This is a genomic window from Dryocola boscaweniae, from assembly GCF_025215095.1.
GTDB lineage: Bacteria > Pseudomonadota > Gammaproteobacteria > Enterobacterales > Enterobacteriaceae > Dryocola > Dryocola boscaweniae.
On record NZ_JALHAP010000080.1, the window covers coordinates 18,697 to 42,471 of the forward strand.

A 23,775-nucleotide genomic window follows, 5' to 3' on the forward strand; every position below is an offset into this window, starting at 1 on the left:
CCCTACAGGTTGATTCGTAGTTCGGATAAGCGCAGCGTCATCCGCCGGTTTTCTTATTCAGCCACAGCGACCTGCGACGTTGCGCTTTCAATGGTTAAACGCACGTCCGACGTCACCAGGTCTGCCAGCATCTGGTAAACCTTCATTGTTTGCGTCGGCTCAGCATCGCCGGTATCGCTGATATAACCTTCATCGCGCAGCGTCAGCACCAGCGAGGTGAAGACGGCCTTATCAAAAAATTCCGGCGCGTTGATACCGTGCAGCATCGACAAACGCTGCGCCACGGTACGGCTCTCGCGTTCAAGCGTGCCGCGGTTAATCGATGGGTTGGCGCTCAGCAGCCAGAAAGTGATGGCATAACGCTGCAACGTTTCGCGCACGCCTGCGGCCAGAAGCTGCAAAGTACGGGAGCGAGCCGGGTTAATCTGCACCTCTTCACCGTTCAATGTCACCAGATCCTGACGCGCCATTTCGTTAATCAGCGCGTCGATTTCGGTGGCCAGCGCTTCTTTTTCCCAGCGCAGGAACAGCTCGGACTTCAGCATTGGATAGAGTACTTCTACCTGACGCAGCAGCTCAGCACGACCAATATGACGGTGCTGCGTAACTATTGCGGCCAGCAGCGACGGCAGCACCAGCATATGCATGATGTTGTTGCGGTAGTACGTCATCAGTACGGCCTGCTCGCGCGGCAGAATGATGATGTCGCCGATGGTATCTTTCTCGACTTCAAATTTGTTCATCTGAAGCGCGTGTTCGATAAGACGATCCGCGTTTTGCTCCGGCGCCGTGGCGTCTGGCGAATAGGGCACGTTACGCAACAGACTAAGGTAACAATCAAGCTGCTCGGTCAGTTGCTCGCGAGTCAGTGAACGCTGACGTGAAGCCAGGAGCGCGGTACAGCACAGGTTCATGGCGTTTGCCGCCCCTGCGTTGTTGATACGCACCATCAGCTCGGCGGCAATTTCGTTCACCGTCGGCGTCAGCCACGCCGGTCGCACCGCTTCGATTGGGTCGATAGCATCGCGCCAATCCGGTACACGCTGGTTCAGGAAGGTCATCAGCGGCATAGGTTCGCCGAAGTTAACATAGCCCTGGCCCAGGTTACGCAGCTTGCTTAAGCCCCGTAACATCGACATGAAACCTTCTTTCTCTTTGGTGGCGCCGCGCAGTTCTTTGGCGTAAGTGCCCACTTCCATTACGTGCTCGTAGCCGATGTAAATCGGCACTAACGTAATCGGGCGTGTACCGCCGCGTAACATGGCCTGAATAGTCATCGACAGCGTGCCGGTTTTCGGGTCCAGCAAACGGCCGGTGCGTGAGCGGCCGCCTTCCACAAAATATTCAACCGAATAGCCGCGGCTGAACAGTTCGCCAAGGTATTCACGAAATACGGTGGAATAAAGCTTGCTGCCCTTAAAAGTACGACGAATAAAGAACGCGCCCAGGCGGCGGAAAATCGGGCCTGCCGGCCAGAAATTCAGGTTAATGCCCGCCGCGATATGCGGAGGCACCAGCCCCTGGTGATAAAGCACGTAGGACAGCAGCATGTAATCCATGTGGCTGCGGTGGCAGGGCACATAGACGATTTCATGCCCGTCGTGAGCTAGCTGGCGCACGCGTTCGGCGTTATTGACGTTGATGCCCTGATACAGGCGGTTCCATGTCAGCCCCAGCACGCGGTCTGTCAAACGGATAGCTTCATAGGAGAAGTTCGCCGCAATCTCTTCCATCAACGCAACAGCGTTCTGCTGGGCTTTTTCATGAGAGATTTTCTTGCTGCGCGCTTCGTCTTCTACGGCGCGTGCAATGGCTTTGGATGCCAGAAGCTTGTTAAATAAATCCTGACGAACCGGCAAACGCGGGCCTATTGTGGCTAAACGCTGGCGGGCAAAGTGCATACGAGCCACGCGTGCCAGTTTCTGCGCGATACGCTTGTCGGTACCGTGTTCGGTTGCCATTCTGCGCAGTGAAACGGGCGCGGAAAAACGTACGAAGCTGTCGCGCCCAAGCCAGGAGACCGCGAAGAATTTCTGTATGCCGTTGAGCATACGCAGCGGCGGGTTAATTTCGCCTTTTTCCCGGCCCGGAGAGCGGCCAAACATCACCGACACCGGCACCATCTGTACATCCAGATTTGGGTTGCTGCGGTGCAGATCGAGATAATCGTGGAAGAGCTTAATCGACTCTTCTTTCGGCGTGTAATAAGTAAAGACTCGCGGACCGCTATGAATAAAGACATAGCGCGGCAGAACCGCTCCGTCTATCTCCAGCGGTTCTAGCGGATCGGGTAAATCATGTGCGAGGCATTGCGCGCGTAGCGTCAACAAGTCCGCCTTAGAGTTATAAGGCAGAACGTACATAATAGGGCGTGAGGTATCCAGGCCCAGCTCGGCTTGAGGATCTGCCGGTATGGACTTGCTCTTTACCAGAACGCTTAATGGTAAATTAAGTAATTTGTAGTAAATTCTTGGCCAGCCTGACATAAACGATGTAAAGCCTCAGGTTAATAGTGCAAATTCGCCGCAAGAATATCAGAAACTGCATAAGATTTCTGTGGCGTTGCGATTTTACCCATCAATGCTCAGGTTACCGGATCCCAGGCTGAAACCTGAAGAGCGATGGGTGCTGATAAGCATTGACGCTTTTATTTTAAAAAGGTTTCCCTAAATGGCGAATAACACCACTGGATTTACACGAATTATCAAAGCCGCTGGTTATTCCTGGAAAGGCCTGCGCGCCGCCTGGATTAACGAAGCCGCCTTCCGTCAGGAAGGCGTTGCCGCAATTATCGCCATTGCTATCGCCTGCTGGTTGGACGTTGATCCCATTACCCGTATTTTACTTATCGGCTCCGTGGTGCTGGTCATGATCGTCGAAATTCTTAACAGCGCCATCGAAGCTTTAGTCGACCGTGTCGGCACGGATTATCACGCGCTTTCAGGGCGGGCGAAAGATATGGGATCGGCCGCTGTGCTGATCGCCATTCTCCTCGCAGCGGTCGTCTGGGCCACGCTGCTGTGGCACCATTGGCGATAATTTGCGAGAGCCTTTCCAGATTCTGATAAGCCCCTGGTTTTTTGCTTAATTTCTGGTTTCAAATTCACCTTTGACTGTATATACTCACAGCATAACTGTATAAACACCCAGGGGGCGGAATGAAAGCTTTAACTACCAGGCAGCAAGAGGTGTTTGATCTCATTCGGGATCATATCAGCCAGACCGGCATGCCACCGACGCGTGCCGAAATTGCTCAACGTCTGGGGTTCCGTTCTCCAAACGCTGCGGAAGAGCATCTCAAAGCGCTGGCCCGTAAAGGCGTTATCGAAATTGTGTCTGGTGCTTCGCGGGGTATTCGTCTTCTGGTCGAAGAGGAAACCGGTATTCCGCTGGTAGGCCGTGTCGCTGCCGGCGAGCCGCTATTGGCGCAGCAACATATCGAAGGCCATTATCAGGTCGATCCCTCCTTGTTTAAACCGAACGCAGATTTTCTGTTGCGCGTAAGCGGCATGTCCATGAAAGATATTGGTATTCTTGATGGCGATCTGCTGGCGGTGCATAAAACGCAGGATGTGCGTAACGGCCAGGTCGTTGTGGCGCGCATTGACGATGAAGTTACGGTGAAGCGTTTGAAACAGCAGGGCAATACCGTGCAACTGCTGCCCGAAAACAGCGAATTTGAACCTATCGTTGTCGACCTCCGTGAGCAAAACTTCAGCATTGAAGGTCTGGCTGTAGGCGTAATTCGCAACGGCGACTGGCTTTAATAAGGGTTTAGCTGCCTGTATTTTGTGATGCGCGTTTGCCGCGCATCACCCTCATATTCTCTTCTTTTTACTCGTCCTGGATTCCCGCATGCGTTTCTTCTCGACGACGGATAAAGCACTCTGGCGCCTCGCGTTACCCATGATTTTCTCCAATATCACGGTTCCCCTGCTGGGACTTGTTGATACCGCGGTCATCGGGCATCTGGATAGTCCTGTTTATCTTGGCGGCGTGGCGATTGGCGCAACGGCTACCAGCTTCCTCTTTATGCTGCTTCTGTTTTTACGCATGAGCACAACGGGCTTAACGGCTCAGGCTTTTGGCGCGAATAACCCCGCGGCGCTGGCTCGTGCGCTCGTGCAGCCCTTATTGATGGCCCTTGTCGCTGGCGCTGCCATTATCGTGCTGCGTTATCCCTTGATTACGCTTGCGCTCAATATTGTCGGCGGAAACGAACAGGTGCTTGTACAAGCTCAGCGTTTCCTCGAAATCCGCTGGCTTAGCGCTCCCGCCTCTCTGGCAAATCTCGTGCTGCTTGGCTGGCTGCTTGGCGTACAGTATGCCCGAGCGCCCGTTATTTTGCTGATTGTCGGCAACGTGCTGAATATCGTGCTCGACCTTTGGCTGGTCATGGGGTTGCACATGAATGTGCAGGGGGCCGCGTGGGCAACGGTAATCTCAGAATACGTTACGTTTATCATCGGCTTACTGATGGTGAAAAAGGTTTTGGGTATGCGCGGAATCAACTTCGGAATGCTTAAAACCGCCTGGCGAGGAAATATCCGCCGCCTGCTGGCGCTAAACAGAGACATCATGCTGCGCTCTTTGCTGCTGCAACTCTGCTTTGCCTCGGTGACGATTTTCGGCGCTCGTTTGGGCAGTGAAGTGGTGGCGGTCAACGCCGTATTAATGACGCTGCTGACCTTTACCGCCTACGCGCTGGATGGGTTTGCCTATGCAGTAGAAGCGCATTCTGGTCAGGCGTATGGCGCACGTAACGGCAGCCGGTTATTGGATGTCTGGCAGGCAGCCTGCCGCCAGGCTGGCCTGGTCGCGCTAAGCTTTGCGGTGGTGTATGCCTTATTTGGTGAAAACATCGTTGCTATGTTGACCTCGCTGCCGACATTACAGCAGCAGGCGGACCGCTACCTGCACTGGCAAATTGTTCTGCCGATAGTGGGCGTATGGTGTTATTTGCTTGATGGCATGTTTATTGGCGCTACGCGCGGGGCGGAGATGCGTAACAGCATGGCAATAGCCGCGGCGGGCTTTGGCCTGACGTTGCTGAGCGTGCCTTATTTTGGCAATCACGGTCTGTGGCTTGCGGTAGCTGTGTTCCTTGCCCTGCGTGGGTTATCTTTGGGCTGGATCTGGCGTCGCCACTGGCGTCACAACACCTGGTTCCGGTCTGAAAGTCATAGTTAGTTACAACTGCTGACGCGCTTTTAATCCCTCTTCAGCATGCTGATTTGCCGTCAGATTTTGGCGTAAACCGGCATGCTTATCGCGGCCAGAATGGTTCAATATTCTTAATTACCGCTTCGATGCGAGATTCTTGACTACAATTATTATCACGTCCAGCAGATAGTGAGTGATTGCCGATGGCTTCACCCGGACGGATTAATTTTTAGCGAATATTCACCGAACGATAAGGACAATATTATGAATAAAGACGAAATCGGCGGTAACTGGAAACAGTTCAAAGGTAATGTAAAAGAGAAATGGGGCAAGCTGACGGATGACGACATGACGGTCATCGAAGGTAAACGCGATCAGCTCGTTGGTAAAATCCAGGAACGTTATGGATCAAGCAAAGATGATGCAGAAAAGGAAGTTGTTGACTGGGAAACTCGTAACAACTACCGCTGGTAGCCCGCATAACCCTCAGTTGTGCTAACCCTCAAAGGCTACTCTGCCCGGGTACAAGGATGTACCCCCTGCCTTAACGTACCTTCTTTTTAATCAGCACTGAATGGTCGTGGTTGCTGCAGCCATCTTTATGACGGCAGGCCTCCACTTCAGCACATGCTGCACATAAACCATGCGCTTCAATCACGTTATGACGCAATGCAAAGCCCATTTTCGCGGCGAGCTTGTGCATAATGTCCTCCACGCCCTGGGCCACTTCTTCTTTAACCGCCCCGCATCGCTCGCAGATAAACATGGCTGAAGAGTGTGTCGGCTGGTCAATCAAATTGCACAGTACGTAACTGTTTGCAGACTCCACGCGGTGAACAAAACCTTGCTCCAGCAGGAAATCCAGCGCGCGATAAACGGTTGGCGGTTTGGCCTGGGGTTCGCTTACGCGCAGCAAATCCAGAAGGTCATAAGCGCTGATGGCGCCGGTTTGTAATGTCATCAGACGCAACACTTCCAGACGTTGCGGCGTCAGGCGTACATTGCGCTGCGCGCAAAGCTTTTCGGCCTGCGCTAACACGTGTTGTGAAGTCGTCTTATCCATCAGCATTCCTCGATTAAGTAGCCCCTCACTTTACCATAAAAGCAGCAAAAGCGCCGAATACTGGTCCATACTGGCAGTGATTTACCTTAAACATCGTCCACTGGAGCTGTCATGCAAAAACCAGACTGTATCCGCCACTGGCGCGAGCTAGAAGGCGCGGATGATTCCACTTATTCAGACAGCGATGAGCTGTTTTCTATTGGCGCGCCTCTTGCCCGCAGCCTTGGCTTGAACCGGCTGGGTATTCATCACGAGCGCCTGTTGCCCGGGCGTCGGACTTCCTATCCTCACGCCGAGAGCAGCGAGGAAGAGTTTGTCTATGTGCTGGAAGGTCACCCGCAAGTATGGATCAACGGCAATCTTTATCAGTTGGAACCCGGCGATTGCGTAGGGTTTCCGGCAGAAACGGGGATTTGCCATACCTTTATTAATAACACCGAGCATGAAGCGCGCTTGCTGGTGGTTGGCGAAGCCAATAAAGATGAAAACCGTGTCTATTACCCGATGAATTCCAGCTATGCCGCCACGCGTAATGATCGCTGGATAGACCATCCGCCACAATTTTTTGGTCCTCACGATGGACAACCCTCACGAAAATCGCGGAGTAAACTATAAATAAATCTGCAAGGAAATTAAGAAGCAATAACCCGTATGGATAAAACCGGGAATCCTATGGGTGAAACAGCCCGCCTTTAAGTTCGTTATTCGCAGCAATAGTCCGCCTCTGTTGAGTCTTAACTGGCAGGGGCTAGTTATTACATCGGATTTTCAGACGGGTGAGCGGTAAATGAAAAAAATTAAAACTCTGGTGGCGTTTAGCGCCGCCTCTTTGTTTGTGGCAAATTCGGCCTGGGCTGCTGGTACATGGTCGGAAGCACGCAGTGACGCGATGGGTGGAACCGGGGTTGCTTCTGGCAGTTACGGGAGCGGGGTGTTGATTAACCCGGCTCTGCTGGCAAAGGCGCAAGAGGAAGATACGGTAACGGTCATCTTACCTTCCGTCAGCGCACAGATTACCGATAAAGATAACCTTCAGGATCAGATCGATGATATCAGCGATAAGGTTGATGGCTACGAAGATGTGATTGACGATCTTACCTTCGAAGACATTCTGCTTAATCCCGTCGGGACGCTGAACCAGCTTCAGGGCGCAGCCGGCGATCTGGCGGGAGAACTCGAAAACTTACGCGGTAAAACGGCGCATGCCAAAGCGGCGGCGGGCATTGCGGTCAGTATTCCAAACGATGTGCTGTCGATGGCGTTTGTAACAAAAGCCTATGCGCACGGGCGGGTGAGTTCCTCTATCGATCAGCAGGATATTGATTACCTGCGCGGCATTGAAAACTCTGATGCGGTCGCTGGGGCGGCGGCTATTGACGCTGCTGCAAATGGCTCCGATGCGATAACCCGTAATCTCAACTCCACCGCGTCAGGCCGTGCGGCTATCGTTTCCGACTATGGCGTGGCGCTGGCGAAGCAGTTCAACCTGGGCGAGGTGCCGGTTTCCGTTGGCATCACGCCGAAGCTGCAAAAAACCTGGCTGTATAACTACACCACTTCGATTTATACCTACGACAGCAATGACTGGAACAGCAGTCGCTATCGTAACGATGACACCGGCTTTAACATTGATGCGGGCGTGGCGGCAGATTTTGGCGAGAACTGGACGGTTGGCCTGAGCGGTCAGAACCTGGTATCGCGCGATATTGATACCAAAGATATCCGCATCACGAACGGGCGCACGGGTGAAACCGTCAGCTATAAAGACACTTACCAGATTCGTCCATTAGTCACAGCGGGCGCGGCATGGCATAACGATCTTATTACGCTGAGTGCCGACGGTGACCTGACTGAAACCAAAGGCTTTAAAAGCGAAGAGGACTCACAGTACGTTGGCGTGGGTGCGGAAGTTCGTCCGCTCTCCTGGTTTGCGGTGCGTGCCGGTTATCGCGCCGATGTAAAAGGTAACGACAGCAATGTGTTCACGGGCGGCGTCGGCTTTGCGCCGTTTAATCGTGTTCACGTTGATTTGATGGGCCTGTACGGCGAAGACGAGACCTGGGGGGCGGGCGCGCAGCTTAGCGTCACCTTCTGACAAATATGCGCCGGGACGAGCAGGTGCCCCGGCGCAGCTTTATGCTATAGTGGCGGCCCTTTTTTAACCGTAACCTGCGTAAACGTTCAGTGACTATGTCCTCACAAAGCAATCAGATTCCTTTCCAGCCATACCGTTTCTCCATCGCGCCGATGCTCGACTGGACCGACAGACACTGCCGCTATTTCCTGCGTCAGCTTTCGCGCAATACCCTGCTGTACACCGAAATGGTGACTACCGGGGCGATTATTCACGGTAAAGGAGACTATCTGGCTTACAGCGAGGATGAGCATCCTGTTGCGTTACAGTTGGGCGGTAGCGATCCGCAGGCGCTTGCCCAGTGCGCGAAACTGGCTGAAGCCCGCGGTTACGATGAAATTAACCTGAACGTTGGTTGTCCATCTGACCGCGTACAAAACGGCATGTTCGGCGCATGCCTGATGGCCGACGCGCAGCGTGTTGCAGATTGCATCAAGGCGATGCGTGACGAGGTGTCGATTCCGGTAACGGTTAAAACCCGTATCGGTATTGATGACCAGGACAGCTACGAATTTCTCTGCGACTTTATTGGCACGGTAGCGGGTAAGGGCGAGTGCGAAATGTTTATCATCCACGCGCGTAAAGCCTGGCTTTCTGGCCTCAGCCCGAAGGAAAACCGTGAAATCCCGCCTCTGGATTATTCGCGTGTTTACCAGCTTAAGCGTGATTTCCCGCATCTCACCATGGCGATTAACGGCGGCGTGAAAACGCTTGAAGAGGTCAAAGCTCATCTTGAGCACGTGGACGGCGTAATGGTCGGTCGCGAAGCGTACCAGAACCCAGGGCTGTTAACGGCCGTTGACCGTGAGATCTTCGGGTGCGATACGCCGGAAGTTGATACGGTTGCCGCAGTGCGCGCCATGTACCCGTACATTGAGCGTGAGCTGGCAAATGGCACTTATCTCGGCCATATCACCCGACATATGCTTGGCTTGTTCCAGGGCATTCCGGGAGCGCGTCAGTGGCGTCGTTATCTGAGTGAAAATGCGCATAAAGCAGGGGCAGGCATTGCGGTGGTGGAACACGCTTTATCCCTGGTCGCGGACAAGCGCTAATTTTAGAACGCAATAACCGTACTGGTTGCTAAGGTATTGCGGAGTTGATCACAAGCTTGCATCTTTGTGATTAACTTTCCAGATGCTCCCGTATCTATTGTTTTGTAAATCTGACACTATTGCCGCGTTGCAATAAAAGAATTCATCGTAGCTGTACCCTACAAAACAGCGCGAACTAAAAAAGAATGGGCTTCCCTTGGGAAGCCCAAATTCTTTTATGGAATCAATAAACTGGAACCCTGGGTCGAACGGCTTTCCAGCGTTTGATGCGCGAGCGCTGCGTCTATTAAAGCAAATTTCTGATCCTGCGCCACATCCACTTTTATTACGCCGCTGGCAATCAACGAGAACAATTCGTTGCAGGCTTCATTCAGCTCTTCGCGGGTGGTCACGTAACCATTCAGTGACGGACGCGTAACATAAAGCGAACCTTTCTGATTAAGGATACCGAGATTCACACCGGTGACCGGGCCGGACGAGTTGCCAAAGCTCACCATTAATCCCTGACGTTGCAGGCAATCGAGCGAGGATTCCCAGGTATCTTTCCCCACCGAGTCATAAACCACCGCGACTTTCTTGCCGCCGGTAATTTCTTTTACGCGTTCGACAAGATTTTCTTCACGATAGTTAATTACCTGCCAGGCCCCGGCTTTTTTTGCGCGATCCGCTTTTTCAGCCGAACCTACGGTGCCGATAAGTTTTGCGCCCAGCGCCTTTGCCCACTGGCAGGCAATCAGCCCCACGCCGCCCGCTGCGGCATGGAACAAAAAGACATCGTTTGGTTTCACTTCGTAGGTTTTGCGCAGCAGATAGTAAACCGTCAATCCTTTCAGGAAAGAGGCGGCGGCCTGCTCGAAGGAGATGGCATCGGGGAGCTTAGCCGTTTTATCCGCCGACACGTTGTGCACGCTGCTGTAAGCGCCCAGTCCCGACTGCGCATATACCACCCGGTCACCCACTTTAAGGTGCGTTACATCGCCACCGACCTTGCTCACCACGCCTGCCGCTTCCGTACCAAGCCCGCTTGGCAGCATTGGCGGTGGATACAATCCGCTGCGGATATAGGTATCAATGTAGTTGATACCTATGGCTTTATTTTCAACCTGGACTTCGTTGGCGGCTGGATCGTGCGGAGTGAATTCAACTGCTTTGAGCACTTCTGGGCCACCGTGCTGGCTAAACTCTATACGCGTTGCCATGGAAACTCCTTGTGTCGAAGAGTGGCAAGACCAGGGTATACTTCCCGATCTCTGAAGAACATGAATCTGGTAACTCCCTCACTATGGCAGGAAATAAACCCTTCAACAAACCGAACGAAACCCGCGACCGTCAGATGGAAGGGCTGAAAATGCCGCCACATTCTCTGGAAGCGGAGCAGTCGGTATTGGGCGGTTTAATGCTGGACAACGAACGCTGGGACAACGTCTCCGAGCGCGTCGTCGCCAATGATTTTTTCAGCCGTCCGCACCGCATGATCTTCACCGAAATGCAGCGTTTGCTGGAAATGAGCAAGCCTATCGATCTGATCACGCTATCTGAATCTCTTGAACTTCAAGGGAACCTTGATAGCGTCGGCGGCTTCGCCTATCTGGCCGAGTTATCTAAAAATACGCCAAGTGCTGCGAATATCAGCGCTTATGCGGATATCGTTCGTGAACGCGCCGTTGTGCGTGAAATGATCGCCGTAGCAAATGAAATCGCCGATGCAGGTTACGACCCACAGGGGCGTACCAGCGAAGATTTGCTCGACCTCGCCGAATCACGCGTTTTCCAGATCGCCGAAAACCGCGCTAATAAAGACGAAGGTCCGAAAAGCATCGACCAGATCCTCGAAGCGACGGTGTCGCGTATCGAGTCGCTTTACCAGACTCCGCACGATGGCGTGACGGGCGTGGACACCGGCTATCAGGATCTGAACAAGAAAACCGCCGGGTTGCAGAAATCGGATTTAATTATCGTGGCCGCGCGTCCGTCGATGGGGAAAACCACCTTTGCGATGAACCTGTGCGAAAACGCCGCCATGCTGCAGGAAAAACCGGTTCTTATCTTCAGCCTGGAGATGCCCGGCGAGCAGATTATGATGCGTATGCTGGCGTCTCTTTCCCGCGTGGATCAGACCAAAATTCGTACCGGGCAGTTGGATGACGAAGACTGGGCGCGCATTTCGAGCACCATGGGCATCCTGCTTGAAAAGCGCAATATGTACATCGATGACTCCTCTGGCCTGACGCCGACGGAAGTGCGTTCGCGTGCGCGCCGTATCTATCGCGAGGCGGGCGGTCTGAGCATGATTATGATCGACTACCTCCAGCTAATGCGCGTGCCTTCGCTTTCCGACAACCGTACGCTGGAAATCGCCGAAATTTCCCGCTCGCTCAAGGCATTGGCAAAAGAGCTACAGGTGCCGGTGGTGGCGCTCTCGCAGCTTAACCGCTCCCTGGAACAACGTGCGGATAAACGTCCGGTTAACTCCGACCTGCGTGAATCAGGCTCCATTGAGCAGGATGCCGACTTAATCATGTTTATCTATCGTGATGAAGTTTATAACGACAACAGCGACGAGAAAGGCATCGCGCAGATCATCATCGGTAAGCAACGTAACGGCCCAATCGGCACGGTACGTTTAACCTTTAACGGCCAGTGGTCACGCTTCGATAACTATGCAGGCCCGCAGTACGACGAAGACTAAAATCCTCGCCATCCTTCAAGCCACTCCTGCGTTGGCTGCGCTCACTCACCCGAATTACTTACTTTAGTAAGCTCATCGGGATGAGTTCCCTTGCCGCCTTGCTGTGACTCGAATGATTTAGAGGATTCGCATAATTCAATCCAAATATTGAGCAAGGAAGAAACATGCAAGCGGCAACCGTAAAAATTAACCGCCGCGCTCTGCGACATAACCTGCAACGCCTGCGTGAACTGGCACCCGCCAGCCGCATGGTGGCGGTCGTGAAAGCAAACGCCTATGGCCACGGTCTTCTTAAGACCGCCCAAACTCTCTCCGATGCCGACGCGTTCGGCGTTGCCCGTCTTGAAGAAGCCGTGCGGCTGCGCGAAGGCGGCATTACCCAGCCGATCCTGCTGCTTGAAGGCTTCTTTAATGCCAGCGACCTGCCAGCCATTTCCCGGCTGAACCTCCAGACCGCCGTTCACAGCATCGAACAGCTTGAAGCGCTGGAACAGGCCGATTTAAGCCATCCGATAAGCGTGTGGATGAAGCTCGATACTGGCATGCATCGTTTGGGCGTGCTGCCGAACGAGGCAGAGGCTTTTTATGAGCGCCTCACGCGCTGCAAAAATGTCAGCCAGCCGGTGAATATCGTCAGCCATTTTGCGCGTGCCGATGAGCCAGAGTCCCACGCCACGCCGCGCCAGCTCGATATCTTCAGCACCTTTATCGAAGGCAAGCCGGGGCAGAAATCTATCGCCGCATCCGGCGGGATTTTGCTCTGGCCCCAGTCTCATTTTGACTGGGTGCGCCCGGGCATAATTCTTTACGGCGTTTCTCCCCTTGAACAAAAGCCGTGGGGCGTAGATTTTGGCATGCAGCCGGTTATGTCGCTAACTTCAAGCCTTATCGCCGTGCGCAACCATAAAGCCGGGGAGCCGGTGGGCTACGGCGGCACATGGATTGCCGAACGCGATACCCGGCTGGGCGTCGTCGCAATGGGCTACGGCGACGGTTATCCGCGTAGCGCGCCGTCGGGCACGCCCGTGCTGGTGAATGGCCGCGAAGTGCCGATTGTCGGGCGTGTGGCGATGGACATGATTTGCGTCGATCTCGGCCCGGATGCAAAAGAAAAAGTTGGCGATAGCGTGGTGATGTGGGGCGAAGGTTTGCCCGTCGAGCGCGTTGCGGAAGCGACGAAGGTGAGCGCTTACGAACTTATCACGCGCCTGACTTCAAGGGTCGCGATGGAATACCTGGATTAAGTCTTCTTACTTTGTATTTTTGTAGGTCGGGTAAGCGTTAGCGCTACCCGACATAATTTGGTGGATGGCGCTAATGCTTATCCACCCTACAAATTCCCAGGACAAACCCCTCGATCTCTTCATTGCTTCCGGTTTACATTGGTTGTCCGCCACACTGTAAACCAGGAGAACCTCACCGTGTTTCAAAAAGTTGACGCCTATGCTGGCGACCCGATCCTGTCCTTGATGGAGCGTTTCAAAGTTGACCCGCGCGTCGACAAGGTTAACCTCAGCATTGGCCTCTATTACAACGAAGATGGGGTAATCCCACAGTTACAGGCCGTGGCCGAAGCCGAGGCCCGTCTGAACGCGCAGCCGCACGGCGCTTCCCTTTATTTGCCGATGGAAGGGCTGAACACTTACCGTAGCGCAATCGCTCCTTTGCTGTTCGGCGCTGAACATCCGGCGCTGGTAGAAGGACGTATCGCCTCTATCCAGACGCTTGGCGGCTCCGGCGCGTTGAAAGTGGGCGCAGATTTCCTGAAAACCTGGTTCCCGGATTCGCAGGTTTGGGTCAGCGATCCAACCTGGGAAAACCACGTCGCCATCTTTGCTGGCGCAGGCTTCACCGTAAATACCTATCCGTGGTTTGACGATGAAACCAAAGGTGTGCGTTATGAAGCCCTGCTCGAAAAACTCAACACCTTGCCTGCGCAAAGCGTTGTGCTGCTGCATCCTTGCTGCCATAACCCAACCGGTTCAGATCTGACGGACGCCCAGTGGGATGCCGTTATCGATATCCTCAAAGCGCGCGATCTGGTTCCATTCCTCGATATCGCCTACCAGGGCTTTGGCGCGGGAATGGAAGAAGATGCTTACGCTATTCGCGCTATTGCGAACGCAGGCCTGCCGGCACTGGTCAGCAACTCATTCTCGAAGATTTTCTCGCTGTATGGTGAACGCGTGGGCGGGCTGTCAGTAGTTTGTGAAGACGCCGAAGCCGCAGGCCGTGTGCTTGGACAACTGAAAGCTACCGTGCGGCGTAACTATTCCAGCCCGCCGAATTTTGGCGCGCAGGTTGTGGCCACCGTCTTAAATGACGCGCAGCTTAAAGCCAACTGGCTTGCGGAAGTCGAAACGATGCGTCGTCGCATCCTGGATATGCGCCAGGCGCTGGTTTCCGTGCTGAAGAGCGAAGTGCCGGGGCGTAACTTTGACTATCTGTTGCAACAGCGAGGCATGTTTAGCTATACCGGCCTGAGCGCAGAACAGGTTGACCGTCTGCGGGATGAATTTGGCGTTTACCTCATCGCCAGCGGTCGCATGTGCGTCGCCGGGCTCAACAGCAACAATGTGCGCCGCGTTGCGCAGGCTTTTGCTGCCGTTATGTAAGCACTTACTTACTTTCTTCCGGAAGGCGATGTGTGACCATCGCCTTTTTTTATGGAAAATTCCAGGAAAATCCTTTAACTGTCAGCCGCCTGCGGGTATGGTCAGGTAGTTTTTGACCAGTTGCTCTGATTTATAACAATAAAAACTGATGAAAATTAAAGGGAAAACGATGCGTAAAATTACACTGGCCTTAAGCGCCGTCTGTTTGTTGCTGGGGCTAAATCAGACCGTTTTTGCAAAAGAATCCGTCCCGGCTCCCCTCAATCCCGGCGTCACCGTCGCGCAGCTTGCGCAACAGGCGCCGATTCACTGGGTCTCGGTTGCTCAAATTGAAAATAGCCTGCTTGGCAGAGCGCCGATTGCCGTTGGTTTTGATATTGATGACACCGTGCTTTTCTCAAGCCCCGGGTTTTATCGCGGGCAAAAAGAGTTCTCCCCGGGTAAACAGGATTACCTGAAAAATTCGGCCTTCTGGGAAAAGATGAATAACGGCTGGGATGAATTCAGCATGCCGAAAGAAGTGGCAAAGTCGCTCATCTCGATGCACTTAAAGCGCGGCGACAGCATTTACTTTGTCACCGGGCGCAGCCAGACGAAAACCGAAACCGTCACCAGAACGTTGCAGAATGACTTCCTGATCCCACAGGCCTTTGTTAATCCCGTGATTTTTGCCGGGGATAAAGAAGGCCAAAACACCAAAACGCAGTGGCTGAAAGACAAACAAATCAAAATCTTCTACGGCGACTCGGATAACGATATTACTGCCGCCCAGGAGGTTGGCGCTCGCGGAATTCGCGTATTACGTGCTTCAAACTCCAGCTATCAGCCTTTGCCAAAAGCCGGGGCGTTTGGCGAGGAAGTTATTGTTAACTCTGAATATTGATTACAAAATCCTGTGATATACGGCGATGCGCACAGGCCCATCGCCGTTTTTTTCAGCAAAATTCACCCGTCGGGTTTTACCTTTTGGCGAGTTGCTCGCACACTTAGTTGAGCGCAAATTTATCTGGAGCAACGTATGTGGTTTCAACAGACCCTCACCTTAAAAGCCAAATCCCGCGGTTTTCATCTCGTTACTGATGAAGTCCTCGGACAATTATTCCGGCTATCTGAGGTGCAAACCGGACTGCTGCACCTCCTGCTCCAGCATACTTCCGCCTCCCTGACCCTGAATGAAAATTGTGACCCGACCGTGCGCCAGGATATGGAAAGGTACTTTTTGAAAACCGTGCCGGACAACGTCGCCTACGAACATGATTATGAAGGCCCGGACGATATGCCTTCGCATATCAAATCATCGTTGTTGGGCGTGTCGTTACTGCTGCCCATACATCGAGGGCAGGTACAACTTGGCACCTGGCAGGGTATCTGGCTGGGAGAGCATCGTATTCACGGCGGTTCCCGCAAAATTATTGCGACGCTACAAGGGGAATAAAAATGACCAATTCGGAGCTATTGCAGTACTGCATGAACAAACCGGGCGCCGAGCAGAGCGTACACAGCGACTGGAAGGCCACGCAAATTAAAGTAGCGGATGTGCTTTATGCCATGGTGCATGATGTGGAGAAGCGTCCGGCGGTGTCGTTAAAAGCCAGCCCGGAACTTGCGGATTTGCTGCGTGAAAGCCACAAAGACGTTTTCCCCAGCGCGCATTTAAATAAGGCGCACTGGAGCACGGTTTATCTGGACGGAACGCTGCCGGATTCGCAGATTTATTATCTGGTGGATGCTTCGTATCAGCAGGCGCTATCGCTGCTGCCCGAACAGACCAGGCAGCAGCTTTCAGACTGATTACTTCAGCAATGGCTTGAGGAAGCGCGCGGTATGAGACGCTTCGCAGGTGGCGACCGTTTCCGGCGTGCCGGAGATGAGAATTTCGCCGCCGCCGCTGCCGCCTTCCGGGCCAAGATCGACAATCCAGTCCGCGGTTTTAATCACGTCCAGATTATGTTCGATAACCACAATGGTATTACCCTGATCCCTGAGCTGATGCAGTACTTCCAGCAACTGTTGAATATCCGCAAAGTGCAGACCGGTTGTCGGTTCATCCAGAATATACAGCGTCTGGCCTGTGCCGCGTTTAGAAAGCTCGCGCGCCAGTTTTACACGCTGCGCTTCACCGCCGGACAAGGTCGTAGCCGACTGCCCCAGGCGTATGTAAGACAGGCCCACATCGATTAACGTTTGCAGCTTGCGCGCCAGCGCCGGAACGGCATCAAAGAACGCGCGTGCGTCTTCAATCGTCATGTCCAGCACTTCGTGGATGCTCTTGCCTTTGTATTTAATTTCCAGCGTTTCGCGGTTATAGCGCTTGCCTTTGCACTGATCGCACGGCACGTAGATATCCGGCAGGAAGTGCATTTCAACTTTGATCACGCCGTCGCCCTGGCAGGCCTCACAGCGTCCGCCGCGCACGTTAAAGCTGAAGCGGCCCGGCGTATAGCCACGCGCACGGGATTCCGGCACGCCGGCAAACAGCTCGCGCACCGGCGTGAACACGCCGGTATAAGTCGCGGGGTTGGAACGCGGCGTACGGCCAATCGGGCTTTGGTCGATGTCGATAACTTTATCGAAATGCTCAAGCCCGTGTACATCGCGATAGGCTGACGGTTCCGCAATGGTAGCGCCGTTGAGCTGGCGCTGTGCAATCGGGAACAGCGTATCGTTAATCAACGTTGATTTACCTGAGCCGGAAACCCCGGTGATACAGGTAAACAGGCCTACCGGCAGCGTCAGCGTGACGTCTTTCAGGTTGTTGCCTCTGGCGCCAACCAGCTTCAGCACTTTTTCCGGATTGGCAGGCACACGATTTTTCGGCACGGCAATCTCGCGTTTACCGCTCAGGAATTGCCCGGTCAGCGATTCCGGCACATCCATAATGTCCTGCATGGAGCCTTCGGCAACCACCTGGCCGCCGTGTACGCCAGCGCCCGGACCGATATCGATGATGTGGTCCGCCGCGCGAATTGCGTCTTCATCGTGCTCGACCACAATCACGGTATTACCGAGATTGCGCAGGTGGATTAGCGTTTCGAGCAGGCGTTCGTTATCGCGCTGGTGCAGGCCGATGGAGGGCTCATCCAGCACGTACATCACGCCAACCAGACCGGCGCCAATCTGGCTTGCCAGGCGGATACGCTGGGCTTCGCCGCCGGAGAGCGTTTCTGCGGAGCGGGACAGCGACAGATAATTCAGACCAACGTTAACCAGGAACTTCAGGCGGTCGCCAATCTCCTTCAGCACTTTTTCGGCGATTTGCGCACGCTGGCCGCTGAGCTTCATGTTCTGGAAGAACTCCATCGCATGCCCAATGCTCATATCGGAAATAGTCGGCAACGCGGTGTTTTCAACAAACACATGGCGCGCTTCACGACGCAGACGAGTGCCTTCGCAACTGGCGCACGGACGGTTGCTGATAAACTTCGCCAGCTCTTCGCGCACGGCGGAAGATTCCGTCTCTTTGTAGCGGCGCTCCATGTTGTGCAGCACGCCTTCGAACGGATGACGGCGCACGGAGGTATCGCCACGATCGTTCATGTATTTGAATTCGATAGTTTCTTTACCGGAACCGTGCAGCACGACATTTTTCACGCTCGCGCTCAGTTCGTTCCACGGCGTTTCCACATCGAATTTATAGTGCTCCGCAAGAGAGCGCAGCATCGTAAAATAGTAGAAGTTACGGCGATCCCAGCCGCGGATAGCACCGCCAGCCAGCGAAAGTTCGCCGTTTTGCACAACGCGGTCCGGGTCAAAATACTGCTGAACGCCCAGGCCGTCACAGGTTGGACACGCGCCGGCCGGGTTGTTGAACGAGAACAGGCGCGGTTCTAATTCCCGCATGCTGTAGCCGCAAATTGGGCAGGCGAAGTTTGCGGAGAACAGCAGTTCCTCAGCCTTTTCGTCGTCCATATCTGCAACAACCGCAGATCCGCCGGACAGCTCCAGCGCGGTTTCGAAAGATTCCGCAAGGCGTTGGCCAATGTCTTCACGTACCTTGAAACGGTCTACGACCACTTCAATGGTGTGTTTTTTCTGTAGCTCAAGCTTTGGCGGATCGGAAAGATCGCACACTTCGCCGTCGATACGGGCGCGGATATAGCCCTGGCTTGCAAGGTTTTCCAGCGTTTTGCTGTGCTCGCCTTTACGATCCTTGATGATCGGCGCAAGCAGCATCAGGCGGCGGCCTTCCGGCTGGGCCAGCACGTTATCCACCATCTGGCTGACGGTTTGCGCCGCGAGCGGAACATCGTGATCCGGACAGCGCGGTTCACCCACGCGAGCATACAGCAGGCGCAGGTAGTCGTGAATTTCAGTAATGGTACCGACGGTCGAACGTGGGTTATGCGACGTGGATTTCTGTTCGATAGAAATCGCGGGCGACAACCCTTCGATATGGTCGACATCCGGCTTTTCCATCAACGACAGGAACTGACGCGCATAGGCGGAGAGGGACTCAACGTAACGACGTTGCCCCTCGGCGTATAAGGTGTCGAAAGCCAGTGAGGATTTGCCAGAACCCGAAAGCCCGGTCACGACAATGAGTTTGTCGCGAGGGATGACGAGGTTGATATTCTTGAGATTGTGGGTGCGGGCGCCCCGAACTTCGATCTTATCCATTCACCTTTCCCGGATTAAACGCTTTTGTCCGGCCGCATGATGCCACCGGGGATCACAAACGGCTAATTATGACACAATAAAACCTGAATGGATATCCAGTGCTTTAATGCAATAATGTATAGTGCACAGGGATTCTGGAATCCATCCCGCAGCTATAAACATTGGGGGTGGCATGGTAGAATCGAGGGTTTACACTATTCATAAAACGTTTCAGGAGACACGATCATGGCCAGCAGAGGCGTAAACAAGGTGATTCTCGTCGGGAATCTGGGTCAGGACCCGGAAGTACGCTACATGCCAAATGGTGGCGCAGTTGCCAACATTACCCTGGCCACGTCAGAGTCCTGGCGCGATAAGCAAACCGGCGAAACCAAAGAGAAAACTGAGTGGCACCGCGTTGTGCTGTTCGGCAAACTGGCGGAAGTGGCAGGTGAATACCTGCGTAAAGGCTCCCAGGTTTATATCGAAGGCGCATTGCAGACGCGCAAATGGACCGACCAGGCTGGCGTTGAAAAATACACCACTGAAGTTGTGGTCAACGTTGGCGGCACCATGCAAATGCTGGGCGGTCGTGCGGGCGGCGGTGCAGGCGCACCGGCTGGCGGCGGCAACGGCGGTCAGCAACAGGGCGGTTGGGGTCAGCCTCAACAGCCACAGGGCGGCAACCAGTTCAGCGGCGGCGCGCAGTCTCGTCCGCAGCAGCAGAGCGCTCCGGCTCCGTCTAACAACGAACCACCGATGGACTTTGACGACGACATTCCGTTCTGAGTTCGTTCAGAATAAATTGACCGTCGCTTAAGACAACGAAAAACCCCTGCGGAATAGTCAGCAGGGGTTTTTTGTATATATAGCCATTAAAATACTGGCCGACATTTTTATCCTGTATTTCAAAGGATAAATTTTGTGCTGCCCGCCTGTTGGCGCATCGCAGCGGCTGAGCTTAACTCAGGTCATCACCATCGGCCATTCTGGCGGCGTTTGGCTCATGATTTCCACCATCACCTCTTTAAACGAGGCCCACATGACGGGAAAATCCGCAAGCGTGAGGCCTAACAGCCCGGTAGCAAACCATAATGCGGCGGCTATCCCCAGCCCGCTGCTCACCACGGCCAAAAACGCGTAGTCAGACTTACGAAACTGAATATTTAACGTGCTGGCAAGAAACATCAGAACTGCACTTACTAACGGCCAGCGCATCAGTAACACGCCGGTAGTGATTGTAGCCATGAAAACCCGTCCTCTTGCAAACTTATTAGGCATAACGGCTAAGCACAAAAGCAGACGCGGAAGAAGAGTGCGGTAACCATCAGGGGAATAAGTTTTTGTGAATATGTAATCTAAAGTTTGGTTGCATAAAACGTGTGAAGTCTATCACATTTGTTCTTTTAATCGCCAGATGTACGGTGCATTTTCTGCGCGTTTTACACCGGCGCGGCGACGGCACAAGGCGTGGAGGAAACGTGCATCACATCAAAAGATATGTTTTTTTTAGTCCTGTTGATCCCAGTCATTTATAAGTATTGTGATTTCGCTTAACGAATTATTCTCTGCTCTTTAAATTAAAATAATAAACATAACCCTGTTGCCGGGTTAAACATTGCCCCATTAACGCCTATTTTTTTGCCCTTCATTTCTTATTTTCAACCAGGTTTTTTCTCGAAAGAAAAAAAGACTATTGCTAATGCATGATTATTCATGCAACGTAATCGGCGGCTTGCAAGTTTGTTCCAGTTAAACGACAACGGGTGGTAATAGCAGGGACATGTGACGACTATGACAGAACGGATTTATCTGCGTATTTTGCGTACTTCGGGCTTTATGCTGACGGTATGTTTGCCCGTCATGTTGGCAGTATACTTTGCGCATGTTCGCGCCTCCAGTGAGACGCAGCAGCATCTTCGCTCTTTTGCGCAATTAGTCATCGAAAAAACAGAAATTGTCATCCAGCACGTTGAGGCGGCCCAGGATGAAGCGCAGCAGTATACAGGGCCTGTCTGTAGCCCTGAACACATGCTTAAATTATTGGATATTGCGCGCAGTAAACTGTATGTCGAAGATCTCATCTATGCCCATGGGAATAACTTTCTTTGCTCTACCGTATATAAACCTTCCGTGCCGTATCGGGCTCCCGTAGCTAATTACACTCGTAAGCCTAATATTTCAATATTTTATTATCTGGATACGCCATTTTATGCCGGTCATAAAATGACATATATGCAGCGTGGTGATTTTATCGTTGTGGTAAATCCACGTGCCTATGCCGATGTAATGTCAGACGATCATAGTTTAATATATGGCGCTTATGATACTGTCACAAAAGAATTTTTCTCATTAAGCGACCAGGTTGATACTCAACGCCTGCACAATTTTATTTTAAAAGATGATAAATATTTCACCGATGAAGATCGTGTTTATACGGTGGAAAAATCACAGCAAAGACCCATTGCGGTTATCGTTTCTACTTCCGGCGAACGCTTTAATAAAGAGTGGTATCATCAGCTAACGCTCACCGTGCCGTTAGGGATAATCTGCAGCGTCATTATATTGCTGATGTGGTCGCGTAGCCGCCAGCAGTTTAATTCACCACGGCGTATGCTGCTGCGCGCAATTGAAAACAATCAGCTTAAACTGCATTACCAGCCGATTATTGATATGCAAAGCGGCCAGTGCGTCGGGGCTGAAGCGCTTCTTCGCTGGGTGAATTATAGCGGGCAATGGATTAGCCCCGGCAGTTTCATTCCGCTGGCTGAAGCCGAAGGGCTTATTCAGAAGATCTCTGATTACGTGATTAACGCAGTTTTCAATGATTTTGGAGAGTTTCTGGCGGATCACCCGGATCTTTATATTTCCATTAATTTGTCGCCAACCGATTTTCACTGCCCACGATTAGTGGCAATGCTATCAGAAAAAATAAATAAATACGGCGTTAGCGCCGGACAAATAAAAATTGAAGTAACAGAAAGAGGTTTTATTGATGTGCCGAAAAGCCGCCCTGTTATTCAGGCGTTCCGCCAGGCTGGTTTTGAAATAGCCATTGATGACTTCGGCACCGGTTATGCAAATTTACATAATCTGCAATTCCTGAACGTTGATATTCTTAAAATAGATAAATCCTTTATCGATAATCTCACTACCGACAGAGCCTGTTATCTTATTGCCGAACATATCATTGAAATGGCGCGAAGCCTGAACCTTCAGATCATTGCCGAAGGAGTCGAGACGCAGGAGCAGGTCGCCTGGCTTTTGGCGCGCGGCGTGCAATACTGCCAGGGCTGGTACTTTGCCAAAGCGCTGCCGCCGCAGGAATTTATCGCCTGGCTGTATCGCCCCCGCGGCAGCACCGACGTCGCGCTTGCTGAGTAGTTCAGGCGTGGTGCCGGTAGTCGGTCGGCGTACGGTCAAACTCCCGGCGGAAAACACGAGAAAACGTTTGTTGCGATACGTAGCCATAATCCATCGCGATATCAAAAATAGGACGCCGCGTTGAGCGAAGCTCTTTTGCCGCCAACAACAGCCGGCGCTGACGAATGTATTCGCCCAGCGTCTGCCGCATCACTGTACGAAACATTCTTTGCAGATACCACTTTGAATAACCTGATTTTTTCGCTACCACGTCGATGTTCAGCGGCTGATCGATGTGCTCATCAATCCATTCAGTCAGCGTATAAATGATGTCCTGGTGTGCCATAGGCCGTCCTTAATCAAAGTATTCGATTAGCAGGTTTTGTTGCCGGGGAGTATAATTCCTCAAGTTAACTTGAGGTAAAGAGCATTTTGGAAAAGAATTCACCCCGATTTAAATCCTTACTGTCTCCGGGCGAGGTTGCGAAGCGCAGCGGCGTGGCGGTTTCTGCGTTGCATTTTTATGAAAGTAAGGGGTTAATAAAAAGCACCCGTAACAGCGGCAATCAGCGGCGCTATACGCGTGACGTGCTGCGAACAGTGGCGATAATCAAAATAGCTCAGCGTATCGGCATTCCACTGGCGACCATTGGCGATGCGTTTGGCGTGCTGCCGAATGGCCACTCCATCAATAAAAATGACTGGAAAAAACTTTCGTCCCTCTGGCGTGAAGAACTGGACCGCCGCATTCATACGTTGATGGCATTAAGAGATGAGCTGGATGGCTGTATTGGCTGTGGGTGTTTATCCGGTGCGGAATGCCCGTTGCGTAACCCTGGCGATAAGCTGGGTAAAGAAGGAACCGGTGCGCGGCTGCTGGAAGACTAAAAACTAAAGCGCCCGACTTCGGCGCTTTAGTTTGTTCCCGGTCTTTGTCTTTCGCTCTATCCCGCTTTTCGCAAGGAGGGTTTCCCCCGACATCAGCGTCCCTCAATCACACGTTCTCAGGAGGTTCCGGATTGCGCTGACACTTTAATTGTAGATCCACTTCCCGGGGTTTCAAGGTATGTTTGCGTATTTTTTGAGCGATTTTTTTA

At 52.8% G+C, this 23,775-nt stretch carries 22 protein-coding genes; 16 read left to right on the forward strand and 6 right to left on the reverse strand.

The genetic code is table 11. From position 1 onward, the window contains the following. Window positions 1–53: 53 nt before the first annotated feature. A complete protein-coding gene (gene plsB / locus MUA00_RS14095; RefSeq protein WP_271123666.1) occupies window positions 54–2,486 on the reverse strand; it encodes a glycerol-3-phosphate 1-O-acyltransferase PlsB in 2,433 nt (810 codons plus the stop codon). A gap of 184 nt (window positions 2,487–2,670) precedes the next feature. On the opposite strand from plsB, the gene MUA00_RS14100 reads away from it, so the two are divergent. The 4 genes from MUA00_RS14100 to MUA00_RS14115 all read left to right on the forward strand — a co-directional run bounded on the left by MUA00_RS14100 (window position 2,671) and on the right by MUA00_RS14115 (window position 5,637). Beyond that, complete coding sequence (locus MUA00_RS14100; RefSeq protein ID WP_271123667.1) at window positions 2,671–3,039, forward strand: diacylglycerol kinase; 369 nt, start codon at window positions 2,671–2,673, stop codon at window positions 3,037–3,039. Window positions 3,040–3,158: 119 nt separating this feature from the next. Beyond that, complete coding sequence (gene lexA, locus MUA00_RS14105; protein ID WP_271123668.1) at window positions 3,159–3,767, forward strand: transcriptional repressor LexA; 609 nt, start codon at window positions 3,159–3,161, stop codon at window positions 3,765–3,767. Between the two features lie 88 nt (window positions 3,768–3,855). After that, window positions 3,856–5,190, forward strand: coding sequence for an MATE family efflux transporter DinF (gene dinF / locus MUA00_RS14110; protein WP_271123669.1), 1,335 nt, complete (start codon window positions 3,856–3,858; stop codon window positions 5,188–5,190). Window positions 5,191–5,427: 237 nt separating this feature from the next. After that, the gene (locus tag MUA00_RS14115; protein ID WP_271123670.1) at window positions 5,428–5,637 is read left to right on the forward strand and encodes a CsbD family protein; all 210 of its coding nucleotides are present in this window, start codon (window positions 5,428–5,430) and stop codon (window positions 5,635–5,637) included. 70 nt (window positions 5,638–5,707) lie between these two features. Here the strand turns inward: MUA00_RS14115 and zur are convergent, their stop codons facing one another. Further along, a complete protein-coding gene (gene zur, locus MUA00_RS14120; protein WP_271123671.1) occupies window positions 5,708–6,226 on the reverse strand; it encodes a zinc uptake transcriptional repressor Zur in 519 nt (172 codons plus the stop codon). Between the two features lie 111 nt (window positions 6,227–6,337). Here zur and MUA00_RS14125 point away from each other — a divergent pair, with 111 nt between their 5' ends. From MUA00_RS14125 to dusA, 3 genes are all read left to right on the forward strand, one after another. Then, the gene (locus MUA00_RS14125) at window positions 6,338–6,841 is read left to right on the forward strand and encodes a cupin domain-containing protein (RefSeq protein WP_271123672.1); all 504 of its coding nucleotides are present in this window, start codon (window positions 6,338–6,340) and stop codon (window positions 6,839–6,841) included. Between the two features lie 172 nt (window positions 6,842–7,013). Then, a complete protein-coding gene (traF, locus tag MUA00_RS14130) occupies window positions 7,014–8,321 on the forward strand; it encodes a conjugal transfer protein TraF (protein ID WP_271123673.1) in 1,308 nt (435 codons plus the stop codon). 95 nt (window positions 8,322–8,416) lie between these two features. After that, window positions 8,417–9,415, forward strand: coding sequence for a tRNA dihydrouridine(20/20a) synthase DusA (dusA, locus tag MUA00_RS14135; RefSeq protein ID WP_271123674.1), 999 nt, complete (start codon window positions 8,417–8,419; stop codon window positions 9,413–9,415). 215 nt (window positions 9,416–9,630) lie between these two features. Here dusA and MUA00_RS14140 read toward each other — a convergent pair whose 3' ends face one another. Then, window positions 9,631–10,614 (reverse strand): quinone oxidoreductase, encoded by a 984-nt coding sequence (locus tag MUA00_RS14140; protein WP_271123675.1) that lies wholly within the window; start codon window positions 10,612–10,614, stop codon window positions 9,631–9,633. An 83-nt stretch (window positions 10,615–10,697) separates the two neighbouring features. Between MUA00_RS14140 and dnaB the strand changes: the two genes are divergently transcribed. The 6 genes from dnaB (at window position 10,698) to MUA00_RS14170 (ending at window position 16,510) form a co-directional block, all read left to right on the forward strand. Then, window positions 10,698–12,104, forward strand: a complete 1,407-nt coding sequence (dnaB, locus tag MUA00_RS14145) for a replicative DNA helicase (protein WP_271123676.1) — start codon at window positions 10,698–10,700, stop codon at window positions 12,102–12,104. Window positions 12,105–12,268: 164 nt separating this feature from the next. Beyond that, on the forward strand, window positions 12,269–13,348 hold the full coding sequence (gene alr / locus MUA00_RS14150; protein ID WP_271123677.1) for an alanine racemase: 1,080 nt from the start codon (window positions 12,269–12,271) through the stop codon (window positions 13,346–13,348). 177 nt (window positions 13,349–13,525) lie between these two features. Further along, on the forward strand, window positions 13,526–14,719 hold the full coding sequence (gene tyrB / locus MUA00_RS14155; RefSeq protein ID WP_271123678.1) for an aromatic amino acid transaminase: 1,194 nt from the start codon (window positions 13,526–13,528) through the stop codon (window positions 14,717–14,719). A gap of 169 nt (window positions 14,720–14,888) precedes the next feature. Beyond that, window positions 14,889–15,602, forward strand: coding sequence for an acid phosphatase AphA (gene aphA / locus MUA00_RS14160; RefSeq protein WP_271123679.1), 714 nt, complete (start codon window positions 14,889–14,891; stop codon window positions 15,600–15,602). A 135-nt stretch (window positions 15,603–15,737) separates the two neighbouring features. After that, window positions 15,738–16,154 (forward strand): secondary thiamine-phosphate synthase enzyme YjbQ, encoded by a 417-nt coding sequence (locus MUA00_RS14165; protein ID WP_271123680.1) that lies wholly within the window; start codon window positions 15,738–15,740, stop codon window positions 16,152–16,154. Between the two features lie 2 nt (window positions 16,155–16,156). Continuing rightward, window positions 16,157–16,510, forward strand: coding sequence for an MmcQ/YjbR family DNA-binding protein (locus MUA00_RS14170; RefSeq protein WP_271123681.1), 354 nt, complete (start codon window positions 16,157–16,159; stop codon window positions 16,508–16,510). On the opposite strand, the gene uvrA is transcribed toward MUA00_RS14170, so the two are convergent. Next, window positions 16,511–19,336 carry an excinuclease ABC subunit UvrA gene (gene uvrA / locus MUA00_RS14175; RefSeq protein ID WP_271123682.1) on the reverse strand — a complete coding sequence of 942 codons (2,826 nt, stop codon included), beginning with the start codon at window positions 19,334–19,336 and terminating at the stop codon, window positions 16,511–16,513. It abuts the gene before it with no gap. Between the two features lie 225 nt (window positions 19,337–19,561). On the opposite strand from uvrA, the gene ssb1 reads away from it, so the two are divergent. After that, window positions 19,562–20,104: a single-stranded DNA-binding protein SSB1 gene (ssb1, locus tag MUA00_RS14180; protein WP_271123683.1), complete on the forward strand. Its 543-nt coding sequence runs from the start codon at window positions 19,562–19,564 to the stop codon at window positions 20,102–20,104. Window positions 20,105–20,281: 177 nt separating this feature from the next. Here ssb1 and MUA00_RS14185 read toward each other — a convergent pair whose 3' ends face one another. Next, window positions 20,282–20,563 carry a YjcB family protein gene (locus tag MUA00_RS14185; RefSeq protein ID WP_271123684.1) on the reverse strand — a complete coding sequence of 94 codons (282 nt, stop codon included), beginning with the start codon at window positions 20,561–20,563 and terminating at the stop codon, window positions 20,282–20,284. Window positions 20,564–21,109: 546 nt separating this feature from the next. Here MUA00_RS14185 and MUA00_RS14190 point away from each other — a divergent pair. Then, window positions 21,110–22,699, forward strand: a complete 1,590-nt coding sequence (locus tag MUA00_RS14190; RefSeq protein ID WP_271123685.1) for an EAL domain-containing protein — start codon at window positions 21,110–21,112, stop codon at window positions 22,697–22,699. Window position 22,700: 1 nt separating this feature from the next. Here MUA00_RS14190 and soxS read toward each other — a convergent pair whose 3' ends face one another. Next, window positions 22,701–23,024: a superoxide response transcriptional regulator SoxS gene (gene soxS, locus MUA00_RS14195; protein WP_167614406.1), complete on the reverse strand. Its 324-nt coding sequence runs from the start codon at window positions 23,022–23,024 to the stop codon at window positions 22,701–22,703. An 86-nt stretch (window positions 23,025–23,110) separates the two neighbouring features. Here soxS and soxR point away from each other — a divergent pair, with 86 nt between their 5' ends. Next, the gene (soxR, locus tag MUA00_RS14200) at window positions 23,111–23,566 is read left to right on the forward strand and encodes a redox-sensitive transcriptional activator SoxR (RefSeq protein ID WP_271123686.1); all 456 of its coding nucleotides are present in this window, start codon (window positions 23,111–23,113) and stop codon (window positions 23,564–23,566) included. Window positions 23,567–23,775 lie beyond the last annotated feature (209 nt).

Bases quoted from the DNA above. Each gene is read 5' to 3' on its own strand.
- MUA00_RS14100 (WP_271123667.1), top strand. From the start codon at position 2,671: ATGGCGAATAACACCACTGGATTTACACGAATTATCAAAGCCGCTGGT.
- plsB (WP_271123666.1), bottom strand. From the start codon at position 2,486: ATGTCAGGCTGGCCAAGAATTTACTACAAATTACTTAATTTACCATTA.
- dnaB (WP_271123676.1), top strand. From the start codon at position 10,698: ATGGCAGGAAATAAACCCTTCAACAAACCGAACGAAACCCGCGACCGT.
- MUA00_RS14140 (WP_271123675.1), bottom strand. From the start codon at position 10,614: ATGGCAACGCGTATAGAGTTTAGCCAGCACGGTGGCCCAGAAGTGCTC.
- MUA00_RS14125 (WP_271123672.1), top strand. From the start codon at position 6,338: ATGCAAAAACCAGACTGTATCCGCCACTGGCGCGAGCTAGAAGGCGCG.
- MUA00_RS14190 (WP_271123685.1), top strand. From the start codon at position 21,110: ATGACAGAACGGATTTATCTGCGTATTTTGCGTACTTCGGGCTTTATG.
- ssb1 (WP_271123683.1), top strand. From the start codon at position 19,562: ATGGCCAGCAGAGGCGTAAACAAGGTGATTCTCGTCGGGAATCTGGGT.
- dinF (WP_271123669.1), top strand. From the start codon at position 3,856: ATGCGTTTCTTCTCGACGACGGATAAAGCACTCTGGCGCCTCGCGTTA.
- zur (WP_271123671.1), bottom strand. From the start codon at position 6,226: ATGGATAAGACGACTTCACAACACGTGTTAGCGCAGGCCGAAAAGCTT.
- dusA (WP_271123674.1), top strand. From the start codon at position 8,417: ATGTCCTCACAAAGCAATCAGATTCCTTTCCAGCCATACCGTTTCTCC.
- MUA00_RS14170 (WP_271123681.1), top strand. From the start codon at position 16,157: ATGACCAATTCGGAGCTATTGCAGTACTGCATGAACAAACCGGGCGCC.
- MUA00_RS14115 (WP_271123670.1), top strand. From the start codon at position 5,428: ATGAATAAAGACGAAATCGGCGGTAACTGGAAACAGTTCAAAGGTAAT.
- traF (WP_271123673.1), top strand. From the start codon at position 7,014: ATGAAAAAAATTAAAACTCTGGTGGCGTTTAGCGCCGCCTCTTTGTTT.
- MUA00_RS14165 (WP_271123680.1), top strand. From the start codon at position 15,738: ATGTGGTTTCAACAGACCCTCACCTTAAAAGCCAAATCCCGCGGTTTT.
- lexA (WP_271123668.1), top strand. From the start codon at position 3,159: ATGAAAGCTTTAACTACCAGGCAGCAAGAGGTGTTTGATCTCATTCGG.
- aphA (WP_271123679.1), top strand. From the start codon at position 14,889: ATGCGTAAAATTACACTGGCCTTAAGCGCCGTCTGTTTGTTGCTGGGG.
- soxS (WP_167614406.1), bottom strand. From the start codon at position 23,024: ATGGCACACCAGGACATCATTTATACGCTGACTGAATGGATTGATGAG.
- uvrA (WP_271123682.1), bottom strand. From the start codon at position 19,336: ATGGATAAGATCGAAGTTCGGGGCGCCCGCACCCACAATCTCAAGAAT.
- MUA00_RS14185 (WP_271123684.1), bottom strand. From the start codon at position 20,563: ATGGCTACAATCACTACCGGCGTGTTACTGATGCGCTGGCCGTTAGTA.
- alr (WP_271123677.1), top strand. From the start codon at position 12,269: ATGCAAGCGGCAACCGTAAAAATTAACCGCCGCGCTCTGCGACATAAC.